Origin of the sequence: Georgenia sp. SUBG003, from assembly GCF_000715355.2 — a bacterium.
In the GTDB taxonomy this organism is placed as follows: domain Bacteria; phylum Actinomycetota; class Actinomycetes; order Actinomycetales; family Actinomycetaceae; genus Georgenia.
Map to the genome: position 1 here is coordinate 3318321 of NZ_CP180204.1, position 12797 is coordinate 3331117.

Genomic DNA, 12797 nt, shown 5'->3' on the forward strand with positions numbered 1-12797 from the left:
GTAGGAGAGGTGCGTGAAGGTGTGCCCGGGGCGTGTGCATGGCGCGCACGCGCATGGCGGGACTGACCTCGACCACGTCGCCGTCACGGATGCCGGTCCGCTCGAAGGACACCTCGTCGTCGGCGTTGACGTAGTACGCCGCCCCGGTCTCCCGGGCGAGGGCGTAGCCGCCGGTGACGTAGTCGTTGTGGATGTGGGTCTCGAACACGTGGGTGATCCGGACGCCGGCACTGGCGGCCGCATCGAGGACGCGGTCGATGTCGCGCTGCGGGTCGACGACGAAGGCGACCTCGCCGTCGTGGGCCAGGTAGCTGCGGTCACCGAGCGAGGGGGTCTCGATGGAGATGATCGTGGTGGTGGTCATGAAGCTGGTCCTTCCGGTGCGGGTCGGCGATCAGGCGGGGAGGTGCTCAGACACTGGCGTCCGGGCCGGTGACGACGGGGTTGCCGGCGCGGATCCAACCGGCGGTGCCTCCGTCGACGGAGTAGGCGTCGAGGCCGGCGGCGCGCAGAAACTCGGCCGCGCGCGCGCTGCGGTTGCCGCTCGCACAGATGACGTAGACGGGCTGGTGCGTCGGCAGGGCGGCGGCCCGCTGTGGGACCTCGCTCAGCGGGACGAGCTCCGCACCGGCGACGTGGCCCTGCACGTACTCACCGGGCTCACGGACGTCGACGACGAAGGCGCCGTCCGCCTTCGCGGCGGCGAGCTGGTCGATGGAGACCTCGGTCATGGGGCTTCTTTCCTCACTGTGGGGCTACGACTCTTGATACCCCGGGGGGGTATCCGGCGGCTAGAACACCGCCGGCTCCGGGAGCATTCCCACCCCCGGCCTGCGGGTGAGAAGCAGCTCCGCAGCCTGGCCGAAACCATACCCGGGGGGGGTATAGTTCTGTCCAGGCGCGAGGCCTCCACGCCTCCATTCGTGCCCGTGACGGCCACCGTCGCATCTGCGCGACGCGGCCACCAGGGGGCGGACCCACCACCCATCGAGTGAGGACGGACAGATGTGCAGCCCCACGATCTGCGAGACCTGCGGCAGGACCACCTGGACCGGCTGCGGCATGCACGCCGCCCAGGTGATGGCGGGCGTCGACCCCGCCCACCGGTGCACCTGCGACGGACGGGAACAGGAGGGACCGTGGACCTGACTCGTGCGACGGCGGACCCGCGGGACGTCGAGGCGCTCGCGAGCGAGCTCGAGCGCGAGGCGGTCGCCCACCTGACGGCGATCGCCGGCAACGAGTCGCTGTGCACGCTCTCGCGCAGCGGTGCACCGCGACCGGCGGCGAAGTACCGGGAGGGCGCCGCCGCCGCCCTCGCCGAAGTCCGACGCGCGGCCGAGCGACAGATCACGGGCCACGACTTCGCGGAGACCGCGCGCGCCGTACGCCGGAGGTGGTCCGCACGCGCCGGGGCCGACACCGCCGCGTGGCGCGCCTACCGCGACGGCGGGCTCGACGCGCTCGACACGTTGCTCGGCCCGCCTGCTGCACGGGACGCCGTCTCCCCACCCCCGGCGCGGAACGTCACGAGCGCCACCTCCGCGCACGACGTCACGAGCGCCGCCTCGGCGCGGGACGCCGTGAACACACCCCAGGCCGAGCACTCCAACGCGCTGCAACCGGCGCTCGGCGCAGCATCGCGACCCGGCGACCCGACGGAGACACACACTGTCGCCGGACCGGCCCCCGTCATCGTGCGGGGCGGCGGGCGGTGGTCACGTCCATGCCGTGAGCCTAGGTGTCGGTGCTCCGGGGCGCGAGAGTTCGTGGGCCGGCGCGCAGGGGTGGTGGGCCCCGCGGGTGCGGCACCGGGGACAGGTGCCGGCGGAAGGAGGTGGTGGGTCTGGCAGGAAGACGGCGCGCGGTGCACGATGTGTGGATGACGAGCGAGTCGAGCACCCGCGCTCCCGGCAGGCCCGTACGCCTGATCGAGGGGCAGGCCGCGAGCGACCGGGCGGCGCGGGCGCTGGCCGCGTACTTCGCCGAGCTCGACGAACGCCTCGAGGGCGGCTTCCGCCAGGATCTCCTCGAGCAGGTGCCGCCGCAGGAGGTCACCCCGCCGCGCGGGGACTTCCTCCTCGTCACCGAGCTCGGCACCGGGAAGGTGCTCGGCTGCGGCGGCGTGCGCGTGCTGGAGGAGGGCACCGTCGAGCTGCGCCGCATGTGGCTGGTGCCGGACGTCCGCGGCCAGGGGCTGGGTCGCTTCCTGCTGCGGGCGCTGGAGAACCGCGCCCGGGCGCTCGGCGGTCGGCGGGTGGTGCTCAGCCTCAACCGGGCCCTCACCGAGGCGCTCGCCCTGTACGAGTCGGCCGGGTACACGCCCGTCGAGGCGTTCGAGGAGAACCCGTACGTCGACCTCTTCCTCGGCAAGGAGCTGTAGCGCCGGCCTCCCTGGTCGCGTCCAGCGGACGTCCAGCCAGCGAACGTAGCCTGGTCGGATGGATCAGGACACGGTTGGTGACACGGTGGGAGAGACGGTCGAGCAGACCGTCGAGTTCCTGACGATCGTCCTGTGGGTGGGCGGCGGGATCGTCGCGGGCCTGCTCGCAGCCATCATCGTGGCGGCGCTCGCGCGGGTCGTCGCGCGGGGCCGGCCCATCGCCGGCTTCATCCGCCGCCGCTGCCGGCGACCGCTGCAGCTCATGCTGGCCACCATCGGGGCCTGGATCGGTCTGGTCATCGCCTACCCGGTCGCCGAGGGTGCGGAGGCGGCCGCGCCGCTGTGGCGCCGGGTGGCCGAGCACGGGCTGCTGATCGTCGAGATCGCCGCCGTCACCTGGTTCGTGACCGGTCTGGTCCGGGTGGCGGAGGACATGGTCCTGGCCAGGGGTGGGCGAGGGTGCCGTGACCACCCGCGCCCGCCGGGTGCAGACGCAGTCCCAGGTCATGCGCCGGGTCGGCGTCGCCGTCGTCGCGGTCCTCGGCGTCTCGGCGATCCTGCTCACCTTCCCCGGGGCCCGGGCCGCCGGGGCGTCCATCCTCGCCTCCGCGGGCGTCATCTCCCTGGTCGCCGGCCTGGCCGCCCAGACGACGCTCGGCAACGTGTTCGCCGGCCTGCAGCTCGCGTTCACGGACGCCATCCGCGTGGACGACATCGTCATCGTCGAGGGTGAGTTCGGGTACATCGAGGAGATCACCATGACGTACGTGGTGGTCCGCCTCTGGGACGACCGTCGCATGATCATGCCGTCCACCTACTTCACCGAGAACCCCTTCGAGAACTGGACCCGGCACGCCCCGGCGCTGCTCGGCGGGGTGGAGCTCGACCTGGACTGGCGCGTCCCCGTTCCCGCGATGCGGGCGGAGCTCGACAGGCTCCTGGCCGCCACCGACCTGTGGGACGGCCGCGTCGGCATCCTGCAGGTCCACGACGCCACCAACGGCGTGATCCGCATGCGCGCCCTCGTCTCCGGCAAGGACGCGACGAGTCTCACGGACCTGAAGTACTACCTGCGCGAGGCCCTGGTGGACTGGGTGCAGACGAACGCCCCGTACGCCCTGCCGCGCCGGCGGTACGAGGAGGACGTCGTGGAGATGCTGGACAACGCCGCCGAGCTCGGCCGCGGCCAGCTGGCCAGGGCACGCGGCGGAGCTGGCCGCCGACGCGGCCGAGGTGGCGGACGTCGTGCCGTGCGGTGCCGGCACGGTCGAGACCACCCTGGTGCGCGCGGCGCTCGAGCGGCGCGGGCTGTCCCAGGTGCTCTGCGAGGGCGGGCCACACCTGCTCGGCACGCTGATCGAGGCCGACGCCGTCGACGAGCTGTGCCTGACGGTCAGCCCGGTCCTCGAGGGCGGGGCGGCGGGGCGGATCACGGCGGGTGGCGCGCAGGCCACCCGGCGCATGCGGCTGAGCCACGTCCTCACCGCCGGCGACATGCTGATGCTGCGCTACCTGCGGGCCGGCGGGCCCAGCTCCGCGTAGGCGACGAGCCGGTCCGCCAGCTCTGCCGGCCGCGAGAGATAGACGCAGTGGCTCCCGGGCATCTCGTCCGCCGTGACCCCCAGACGCTCGCGCGCGTGGGTGCGCAGGAACGACGACGGGAATACACGGTCGTCACGCGGGACCAGGAAGGACGTCGGGACGTCGGGCCAGGCCGCCAACGGCCACGGGTCGGCCATCATCCGATCCGCCTGGTCCCGGGACCGGCGCAGCGCCTCCGCGGCCAGCTCCGGGTCCACGTCGTGCAGGAAGAGCGCCATCTCGTCCGCGTCCGGTCGGGCGTCCGCCGTCGCCTCCCGGTACCCGCTGGTGTCCCACCACTCGCCGGCGGTCTCGCCCGGAGCCGGCACCATGGCGGACACCAGGACGAGGCGGCGGACCGGGATGCGCGCCGCCACGAGCGGCGCCACGAACCCACCGAGGGAGTGGGCGACGACGACGACGTCTTCCGCCTGCGCCGCGCGGACGGCGGCAACGACCGTCTCGGCGTACGCCCACAGGTCCGCGGACTCGTCCTCGCTGGGCAGGTCCACCGCCACCGTCGCGTGCCCACGCGCGGTGAGCTCGTCCCGCACCAGGTGCCACTCCCACGCGGAGCCGCCCGCGCCGTGGACGACGGCGAACGTCGTCATCGTCGTGCCGCCCCGTCGGGCAGAGCGGGCAGGCGGTCCGCCTGGGCGACGGTCTCCTCGCGGTAGCGCTCGCGAACCGGCACGGCCGTCACCTCACCCCTGGTCCGAGGTCGTCGTCACCCGGGCGAGGAGCCTGAGGACCTCGGGCGCGACGGCGGAGGGCACCACGGCGTGGTTCTCTCCCTCCACGGCGACCAGCTCCGCGCCGGGCACCGCGTCCGCCGCGCGCCGTGAGGATCCGGCCAGCTCTGGCCAGGTGCCCCTGCCGTGCAGCACGAGCGTCGGCACGCGCACCTGCGCGCCGGGCGGGGCGGGGTCGGCGTACAGGTCGGTGACGGCCGCGTCGTACACGAGGCTGGCCGCCATGGCCTCCAGCGCCGGGAAGAACGGGGCGTGGCGCAGCCGCTCGACCGTCTCGTCGTCCAGGCCGATGTCGCGCTGGAACTCGACGACCGCGTCCGCCCGGCGTCCCTCGGCGACGAGCGCGGAGAGCGCCTCCGCCTTCGCGGTCGTCGGCTCCGTGGACTCGCCGTCGAAGGCGAACGGCGGCTCGAACATGACGAGGCCGACGATCCCGGGGTTGCGGATGGTTCCGAGCATCGCGAGGTGGCCGCCGGAGGAGTACCCGAGCACCGCCGCCCGGCCGCCGACCGCGGCCAGCAGGGCGTCGAGGTCGTCGAGCTCGCGCTCGACCGCTCCCTCGACGGGGGTGACGCCGTCGACGACGGCGGCGTCGGTGCTGTCCCCACGGGCGCGACGGTCGTAGGTGACGGCGCGGGCACCGCCGTCGGCCAACGCCCGCGCGAGCGGCCGGAGGCCGGAGCGGTCGTTCATCGCGGCGGCGACGAGGAGGATCACCGGCCCGGAGCCGTAGGACTCGTAGGCGATCGTCGTGCCGTCGGCGGAGGTGACGTACTGGGGCTGGGACTCCATGGCTGCTCCTGCGGCTGCTCGCGCGCCGACGCTGGCGCTGAGGACGAGCCTACCCAGCGGCGGTCCCGGGGTCCCGTTCCTCGACCGTGAGCTCCGCGTGCCACGGGTGGCTCAGGTGCGCGCGGTGCGGCCGAACGAGCGGAGCTTGTGCTCGGGGTCGAGGCGCGAGGAGATCTTCTGCGTGATCTGCCTGAGCTCGGTGACCTGGGCGTCGGTGAGGTCGTCGAAGATGAGCGTGCGCACGTTCTCCACGTGCCCCGGCGCGGTCTCGACCACCTTCTCCCAGCCGGCGTCCGTGAGCACCGCCATGGTGCTGCGGCCGTCCTCGGGGTCAGGCCTCCGCTCGACCCAGCCCTGGCTCGAGAGGCGGTCGACCAGGTGGGAGAGACGAGACATGCTCATGTTCGCCATCGTCGCGAGCCGGCTCATCCGGATCGTGCGGTCGGGAGCCTCCGAGAGTGCGGAGAGGACCACGTAGCCCGCGTGGGTGAGGCCGGTGTCACGCTGCAGCTGGGCGTCGAGCGCCCCGGGGAGCAGCATGAGGACCGACATGACGGAGCGCCACGCGTCCTGCTGCTCGCTGGTGAGCCACCTCGTCGAATCCTTCACCGCGCAAGCCTAGCGAGAACGTGCGTCGCGACGACCTCGGACGTGGCCCGCCATGTCGACGACCCGTCGCCGCACGGCGCTGCTGCCGCACGGACGTCGCGGCAGCGGACGTCCGGGCCGCCTCAGGACCGCAGCGTTCGCAGGGCCTCCCGCCGTCGCTCCTGCTCAACGGGGTCCGGCACGGGCACCGAGGCGAGCAGGCGCCGGGTGTACGCGTCCTGCGGGTCGCCGAGGACCTGGTCGCTCGGGCCCGTCTCGACGAGCCGGCCGCGGTAGAGCACCGCGATGCGGTCGGCGAGCATCCCGACGACGGCGAGGTCGTGGCTGATGAAGAGCGTCGCGAACCCCAGCCGCTCCTGCAGCTCGGTGAAGACCTCGAGGACCCGCGCCTGCACCGAGACGTCGAGGGCCGACGTCGGCTCGTCGGCGATGAGCAGCTCCGGGTCGAGCGCGAGCGCGCGCGCCAGGCTCGCGCGCTGGCGCTGGCCGCCGGAGAGCTCGTGCGGGTAGCGCGCGCCGTAGGACGTCGGCAGGTGCACGGCGTCGAGGAGCTCGTCCACCCGCCTGCGGGCCGCGGCGAGGTTCCGCGCGCGGCCGTGGACGACGAGCGGCTCCGCGACGCACTCCGCGATGGTGAGAAGAGGGTTGAAGCTCGTCGCGGGGTCCTGGAAGACGAACCCGATGCGTGCGCGCAGCGGCCGGAACGCGCGCTCGCGGAAGCCGACCATCTCGTGGCCGAGCACCCGGAGCGACCCGCCGCTCGCGCGCGTCAGGCCGGCGATCGCGCGGCCGATCGTGGTCTTGCCGGAGCCGGACTCGCCCACCAGGCCCAGCACCTCGCCCGGCGCTATCGAGAAGCTGACGTGGTCGACGGCGCGGAAGCCGTGGCGGCCGATCCGGCCGGGGGTAGACGATCTCGAGGTCGCGGGCCTCCACGACGGCGCCGACGGCGGGCTCGGCCGCGCGGACGTCGGTCTCCGCCGCCGGGGCGGTGGGCTGTACCGTCGGCGCGGCCGGCGCGGGCAGCATGTCCGCGGGTCCCGGCCGGTCGCCGCCGGCGTGCCCGTCCAGCCTTGGCACGGCCCCCAGCAGCGCGCGGGTGTACTCGTGCCGCGGGCTGGCGAACAGCTCACGGACGTCGGCCTCCTCCACCACCTGGCCGCGGTACATGACGGCCACCCGGTCGGCGAGGTCGGCCACCACGCCCATGTTGTGCGTGATGAGAACGATCGCGGTGCCGAACTCCCGGCGCACCCGCCGCAGCAGGTCCAGGATCTCCGCCTGCACGGTGACGTCGAGGGCGGTGGTGGGCTCGTCGGCGACGATCACCTTGGGGCCCAGCGCCAGCGCCATCGCGATGACGATGCGCTGCTTCTGCCCGCCCGAGAACTGGTGCGGGTAGTGGTCCACACGGGACTCGGGGTCGGGGATGCCGACGCGCCCGAGAATCTCCACGGCCCGCCGTCGGGCCTCCTTCTTCGAGACCTCGCCGTGCGCCCGCAGGCCCTCGGCGATCTGCCAGCCGACCGTGTACACCGGGTTGAGCGCGGACGAGGGCTCCTGGAAGACCATCGCGACGTCGCGGCCGCGGACGTCCCGCATGGCGCGGCCGTCGAGACTCACGACGTCCTGCCCGGCGAGCAGCACCGCCCCGGAGACGGTGGCCGTCTCGGGCAGCAGCCGCAGGATCGCCTTGCCCGTGACGGTCTTGCCCGAGCCGGACTCGCCGACGACGGCGAGCACCTGGCCGGGCTGGACGGTGAGGCTGACGCCGTCCACGGCGCTGACGGGCTCGGCGTCCGTGGCGAAGGTGACGTGGAGGTCACGGATGTCGACGACGGCGCTCACGGGCGGGCTCCCTCGGTCGTGCTGACGGGCCGCTCGCCGTCGTCCTCGCTCTCGCCCGGGCGGGGCAGGCCGGTGGCTGGCCCGGCGACCGCGAGGTCCTCGAGCCAGCCGGGCACGAGCTCGGGAGCGGTGCTGCGCGCGGCGAGCTCCGCCGTCGTGACCCGGGCCCAGCCGGCGCACGTGGTCGACGAGCCCCTCGGCGTCCTTCGCCCGCGTGGCCTCCGTGCGCAGCCCCACGGCCGCGGCGACCTCCGCGACGGCCTCCGGGTCCAGCAGGTCGGCCAGGTCGCCGAGGTCGGAGCCGACGAGCTCCGCCAGCAGAGCGGGGGTCCAGCATGAGGGCGGCTGCGCGGCGCTCGGCGAGGGGGGCGTCGTCGTCGTAGAGGAACTGCGCGACGTACCCCATGAGGAGCGAGCGCGCGAAGGGGGACGGGGACGTGGTGGAGACCTCGACGATGCGGACGTCCCGCCGGGCTATCTCGCCCATGAGGTCCGCCAGGGCCGGCACGTCGAAGTCGTCCTGCAGGCACTCGCGGACCGCCTCGAGCACCACGGGGAAATCGGGGTAGGCCGACGCCACGGCCAGGAGCTGGGCGCTTCGCTGGCGCTGCTGCCACAGCGGCTGGCGCCGGTCCGGGCGGCGGCGGGGCAGCAGCAGCGAGCGCGCCGCGGCCTCGCGGAACCGTGCGGCGAAGTGCGCCGATCCCGCCAGCGCCTCGACGACCGCGCCGGAGACCTCGGACGGCTCCAGCAGCAGCAGGTCCGGGTCCAGCGGGCCGCGCCCCTCGCCGTCGGCGCCCTCGGTGTCCGGCAGCCGCAGCACGATGCCGTCGTCGCTCGGCGCGGCCTGGACGTCCATGCCGGTCGTCTCCCGCAGGCGGCTCGCGAGCACCATCGCCCACGGGGCGTGCACCCGGGCACCGAAGGGGGAGTGGAGGACCACGCGCCAGTCGCCCAGCTCGTCGCGGAAGCGCTCCACGACGAGGGTGCGGTCGTCCGGGAGGCGTCCGGTGGCCTCGCGCTGCTCGGCGAGATACCCGGTGAGGTTCTCGACCGCCCAGGCGTCGAGGCCGGCCCGCGCCAGCCGGTCCGCGGCGGTGCCGTCCTCGAGCCCCGCGAGGAGCTCGCGGGTGGTCCGTCCCAGCGCGCGGCCGAGCTCGGCCGGCCGGCCGGGGGAGTCGCCCTTCCAGAACGGCAGCCTGCCGGGCTGGCCGGGTGCCGGGGCTCACGGAGGACACGGTCCGGCGTGATCTCCTCGATGCGCCAGGTGCTCGTGCCGAGCGTGAAGGTGTCGCCGACCCGCGACTCGTAGACCATCTCCTCGTCGAGCTCCCCCACGCGGCGCCCGCCGCGGCCGCGGGCCCGGGCGGTGACGCCGCCGGTGCCGGAGCTCTCGTCGTCGACGGCCGGCCCGCCGGCGAGGTACACGCCGAACATGCCGCGGTCGGGGATGGTGCCGCCGGAGGTCGTCGCCAGGCGCAGCGCCCCCGGGCGGGCGCTGAGCACCCCGGCGGTCCGGTCCCAGACGATCCGGGGACGCAGCTCCGCGAAGTCCTCGCTGGGGTAGCGGCCGGCGAGCATGTCGAGCACCGCGGTGAGCGACCGCTCCCCGAGCGTCGCGTAAGGGGCGGCGCGGCGCACGAGGGCGGCCAGCTCCTCGACCGGCACATCCTCGACCGCGAGCATCGCGACCACCTGCTGGGCGAGGACGTCCAGCGGGTTGGTAGGGACGCGCAGCTCCTCGATCAGACCGTCGCGCGCCCGGACGGACGCCACCGCCGCCGGCATGAGGTCGCCGCGGTGGGTCGGCAGCACGACGCCGTGCGAGACGGCGCCGACCTGGTGGCCGGCCCGCCCGATCCGCTGCAGCGCCGACGCCACCGACGGCGGGGAGCCGACCTGCACGACGAGGTCGACGGCGCCCATGTCGATGCCGAGCTCGAGGGACGACGTCGAGACGACCGCGCGCAGCTCGCCCGACTTCAGCGCCGACTCGGTACGCAGCCGCTCGTCGCGGCTCATCGAGCCGTGGTGCGCCCGTGCGACGACCTCGTCGACGGGCAGGGAGGTGCCCGACTGGGCAGGTACCTCGGCGGCCCACGCCTGGCCGACCTCGTCGAGGACCGCGGTGCCGGCGGTCCCCTCGTGACGTGCCTGCCACTCCTCGTTGATGCGGGCCGTCAGCCGCTCGGCGGACCGGCGCGAGTTGGTGAAGACGATGGTCGACCGGTGCTCGGAGACGAGATCGGCGATCCGCTCGGTGATGTGCGGCCAGACCGACGGCTGCCGCTGCTCGGGCAGGGCCCCGGCCGCGGCCCCGGACAGGTCCGGCCCCTCCTGGGCCGGCTCGGTCTCGCGTGCGGCCGAGCGCAGCGGGGTCGCCGACGGGTCCGAGAGGTCGGCGACCGGGACGACGACGTCGACGCGCAGCTCCTTGCTGCCCGCCGGCTCCACCACCCTGACGTGCCGGCCGCCGTCGGCAAGGGGGCGGTGCCCGGCGAGGAAGGTCGCCACCGTCGGCACCGGACGGACCGTCGCGGACAGGCCGACCCGCTGCGCCGGGATCTCCAGCAGGGCGTCCAGCCGCTCGAGGCTCAGGGCGAGGTGGGCCCCGCGCTTCGTGCCCGCCACGGCGTGGACCTCGTCGAGGATCACCGTGCGGACCCCGCGCAGGCCCTCGCGGGCGGCGGACGTGAGGACGAGGTAGAGCGACTCCGGGGTGGTGATGAGGATGTCCGGCGGGTGGGCCGCCAGCCGGCGGCGTTCGTTCGCCGGCGTGTCGCCGGTGCGCACACCCACCCGCACGTCGTTGACGGGAAGCTCCAGGCGCGCCGCGGCCCGGGAGATGCCCACGAGCGGCGAGCGCAGGTTGCGCTCGACGTCCACCGCCAGCGCCTTGAGGGGAGAGATGTACAGCACCCGGCACTGGTCGCCGGGCTCGGGCACCTCGCCCGTGAGCATCTGGTCGACCGCCCAGAGGAACGCCGCCAGGGTCTTGCCGGAACCCGTGGGCGCGACCACGAGGGCGTGCTCGCCGGAGGAGATGGCGTCCCACGCCCCGGTCTGCGCGGCGGTCGGTGCCGCGAACGCGCCGTCGAACCACGACCGGGTGGCTTCGGAGAAGGGCAGCACCCTCGACATTGTGCCGCCCCGCACCCACATCCGCCCCGGAGCGCGGTCGGACGCCGGCCGGACGCGTGGCACCCTGGACGGGTGAAGCACTCGGAGTTCTGGCAGGTGCTGGAGGAGACGTTCGGCGCGGGCTACGGCCGTTCGGTGGCGGAGGACCTCGTGCTCTCCGGCGCCGGCGGGCGCACCGCCGTGCGGGCGCTCGCGGACGGTGTCCCGCCGCGGGACGTCTGGGACGCCGTGTGCGACGAGATGGACCTCGACGAGGCCACGCGCTGGCGCCACCGGATCGACCCGAAGGAACGTCCCCGGGGCCGCGGGCGGCCGTAGGGCGCACGGGAGGCCGTCCGGCGCGTGCGGCGTGAGGGCGGCGCGGCCGGGGGAGGCGTTCGCCCGGCGTGTCGTTTCGACGTCGAACACTCGTTCGGCGTACCTTCTCCCCAGGCGACGACGTCGGACCGTGTCCACAGGTCGTGGAGGCGTTCCGGCGGATGTCAGTGGTCGGGCATAGCGTCGTCTGCAGGTAGCCGTCCGGCGAGGGCGGGCCCTGCCGAAAGACCAGCCCTGACCGATCCGAGGGCCGCCCGCGCGGCCCGCCCTGCCGAAAGGTGACTGACATGCCCGCTCCCGTAGCAGACCGCAGCAAGGCCCTGGAGGCCGCGCTCACGCAGATCGACCGCCAGTTCGGCAAGGGGTCGGTCATGCGCCTGGGTGACGACACCCGCCCGAAGGTGCAGGTGATCCCCACCGGGTCCGTCTCCCTGGACGTCGCCCTCGGCATCGGCGGGCTCCCGCGCGGCCGCGTGATCGAGGTCTACGGCCCGGAGTCCTCCGGAAAGACGACCGTCGCGCTCCACGCCGTGGCCAACGCCCAGCGGGCCGGCGGCATCGCGGCGTTCATCGACGCCGAGCACGCTCTCGACCCCGAGTACGCGAAGAAGCTCGGCGTGGACACCGACGCGCTGCTCGTCTCCCAGCCCGACACCGGTGAGCAGGCGCTGGAGATCATGGACATGCTGATCCGGTCCGGCGCCCTCGACATCATCGTCATCGACTCCGTCGCGGCGCTCGTCCCCAAGGCGGAGATCGAGGGCGAGATGGGTGACTCGCACGTGGGCCTCCAGGCACGCCTGATGTCCCAGGCTCTGCGCAAGATCACCGGTGCGCTCTCCGCGTCGGGCACCACCGCGATCTTCATCAACCAGCTGCGGGAGAAGATCGGTGTCTTCTTCGGGTCCCCGGAGACGACCACCGGCGGCAAGGCGCTGAAGTTCTACGCGTCGGTGCGCCTGGACGTGCGCCGCATCGAGACGCTCAAGGAGGCCGGGGACGCGGTCGGCAACCGCACCCGCGTCAAGGTCGTGAAGAACAAGATGGCCCCGCCGTTCAAGCAGGCCGAGTTCGACATCCTCTACGGCCAGGGCATCTCCCGCGAGGGCGGCCTGCTCGACCTCGGCGTGGAGAACGGCATCGTGCGCAAGTCCGGCGCCTGGTTCACCTACGAGGGCGACCAGCTCGGCCAGGGCAAGGAGAAGGCACGCCAGTTCCTCAGGGACAACCCCGAGCTCGCCGAGGAGATCGAGAAGAAGATCCTCACCAAGCTCGGCATCGGCGAGGCCGCGCCCGACGCCGAGACGCCCGCCGCCGGTGAGGTCCCGGTCGACTTCTGAGCGGCATGACGAACTCCGGAACCGGTCGGCGGC

At 74.0% G+C, this 12797-nt stretch carries 12 protein-coding genes and 3 pseudogenes; 9 read left to right on the forward strand and 6 right to left on the reverse strand.

Annotated elements, in window-relative coordinates; translation table 11 throughout:
- The first annotated feature begins 13 nt into the window (after positions 1-13).
- Positions 14-436 (forward strand): hypothetical protein, encoded by a 423-nt coding sequence (locus DA06_RS17210; protein ID WP_418605553.1) that lies wholly within the window; start codon positions 14-16, stop codon positions 434-436.
- Here the strand turns inward: DA06_RS17210 and DA06_RS17215 are convergent.
- Positions 411-731: a rhodanese-like domain-containing protein gene (locus tag DA06_RS17215; RefSeq protein ID WP_043502350.1), complete on the reverse strand. Its 321-nt coding sequence runs from the start codon at positions 729-731 to the stop codon at positions 411-413. The genes DA06_RS17210 and DA06_RS17215 overlap by 26 nt on opposite strands.
- Positions 732-1005: 274 nt before the next feature.
- Here DA06_RS17215 and DA06_RS17220 point away from each other — a divergent pair, with 274 nt between their 5' ends.
- The 6 genes and pseudogenes from DA06_RS17220 (at position 1006) to DA06_RS17245 (ending at position 3925) form a co-directional block, all read left to right on the forward strand.
- Positions 1006-1149 carry a hypothetical protein gene (locus DA06_RS17220; RefSeq protein ID WP_418605555.1) on the forward strand — a complete coding sequence of 48 codons (144 nt, stop codon included), beginning with the start codon at positions 1006-1008 and terminating at the stop codon, positions 1147-1149.
- Positions 1140-1886 (forward strand): hypothetical protein, encoded by a 747-nt coding sequence (locus tag DA06_RS17225; protein ID WP_418605556.1) that lies wholly within the window; start codon positions 1140-1142, stop codon positions 1884-1886. The genes DA06_RS17220 and DA06_RS17225 overlap by 10 nt, the downstream gene beginning before the upstream one ends.
- On the forward strand, positions 1883-2383 hold the full coding sequence (locus DA06_RS17230) for a GNAT family N-acetyltransferase (RefSeq protein ID WP_052436903.1): 501 nt from the start codon (positions 1883-1885) through the stop codon (positions 2381-2383). The genes DA06_RS17225 and DA06_RS17230 overlap by 4 nt, the downstream gene beginning before the upstream one ends.
- Before the next feature lie 58 nt (positions 2384-2441).
- Complete coding sequence (locus DA06_RS17235; protein WP_418605557.1) at positions 2442-3116, forward strand: hypothetical protein; 675 nt, start codon at positions 2442-2444, stop codon at positions 3114-3116.
- Positions 3088-3174: pseudogene (locus DA06_RS17240) on the forward strand (hypothetical protein); the annotation flags it as partial. The gene DA06_RS17235 and the pseudogene DA06_RS17240, both read left to right, overlap by 29 nt.
- 442 nt (positions 3175-3616) lie before the next feature.
- On the forward strand, positions 3617-3925 hold the full coding sequence (locus tag DA06_RS17245) for a dihydrofolate reductase family protein (RefSeq protein WP_418605558.1): 309 nt from the start codon (positions 3617-3619) through the stop codon (positions 3923-3925).
- Here the strand turns inward: DA06_RS17245 and DA06_RS17250 are convergent.
- The 5 genes and pseudogenes from DA06_RS17250 to DA06_RS17270 form a co-directional block, all read right to left on the reverse strand.
- Entirely contained in the window at positions 3892-4575 is a 684-nt protein-coding gene (locus DA06_RS17250) for an alpha/beta fold hydrolase (RefSeq protein ID WP_043502366.1), read from the reverse strand. The genes DA06_RS17245 and DA06_RS17250 overlap by 34 nt on opposite strands.
- 93 nt (positions 4576-4668) lie before the next feature.
- Positions 4669-5508, reverse strand: coding sequence for an alpha/beta fold hydrolase (locus tag DA06_RS17255; RefSeq protein WP_043502369.1), 840 nt, complete (start codon positions 5506-5508; stop codon positions 4669-4671).
- A gap of 111 nt (positions 5509-5619) precedes the next feature.
- Positions 5620-6117 carry a MarR family winged helix-turn-helix transcriptional regulator gene (locus DA06_RS17260; protein WP_043502371.1) on the reverse strand — a complete coding sequence of 166 codons (498 nt, stop codon included), beginning with the start codon at positions 6115-6117 and terminating at the stop codon, positions 5620-5622.
- A 122-nt stretch (positions 6118-6239) separates the two neighbouring features.
- Positions 6240-7965, reverse strand: a pseudogene (locus DA06_RS17265) (dipeptide ABC transporter ATP-binding protein).
- Between the two features lie 89 nt (positions 7966-8054).
- Positions 8055-11106: pseudogene (locus tag DA06_RS17270) on the reverse strand (DEAD/DEAH box helicase); the annotation flags it as partial.
- A gap of 72 nt (positions 11107-11178) precedes the next feature.
- On the opposite strand from DA06_RS17270, the gene DA06_RS17275 reads away from it, so the two are divergent.
- Positions 11179-11424 (forward strand): DUF3046 domain-containing protein, encoded by a 246-nt coding sequence (locus DA06_RS17275; RefSeq protein WP_043502375.1) that lies wholly within the window; start codon positions 11179-11181, stop codon positions 11422-11424.
- Between the two features lie 287 nt (positions 11425-11711).
- Complete coding sequence (gene recA, locus DA06_RS17280; protein WP_043502379.1) at positions 11712-12764, forward strand: recombinase RecA; 1053 nt, start codon at positions 11712-11714, stop codon at positions 12762-12764.
- Positions 12765-12797: the final 33 nt, after the last annotated feature.

What these genes read in the sequence shown, in the direction of transcription:
- DA06_RS17250 (WP_043502366.1), bottom strand. Translation starts at nt 4,575, where the DNA reads ATGACGACGTTCGCCGTCGTCCACGGCGCGGGCGGCTCCGCGTGGGAG.
- recA (WP_043502379.1), top strand. Translation starts at nt 11,712, where the DNA reads ATGCCCGCTCCCGTAGCAGACCGCAGCAAGGCCCTGGAGGCCGCGCTC.
- DA06_RS17215 (WP_043502350.1), bottom strand. Translation starts at nt 731, where the DNA reads ATGACCGAGGTCTCCATCGACCAGCTCGCCGCCGCGAAGGCGGACGGC.
- DA06_RS17235 (WP_418605557.1), top strand. Translation starts at nt 2,442, where the DNA reads ATGGATCAGGACACGGTTGGTGACACGGTGGGAGAGACGGTCGAGCAG.
- DA06_RS17255 (WP_043502369.1), bottom strand. Translation starts at nt 5,508, where the DNA reads ATGGAGTCCCAGCCCCAGTACGTCACCTCCGCCGACGGCACGACGATC.
- DA06_RS17230 (WP_052436903.1), top strand. Translation starts at nt 1,883, where the DNA reads ATGACGAGCGAGTCGAGCACCCGCGCTCCCGGCAGGCCCGTACGCCTG.
- DA06_RS17220 (WP_418605555.1), top strand. Translation starts at nt 1,006, where the DNA reads ATGTGCAGCCCCACGATCTGCGAGACCTGCGGCAGGACCACCTGGACC.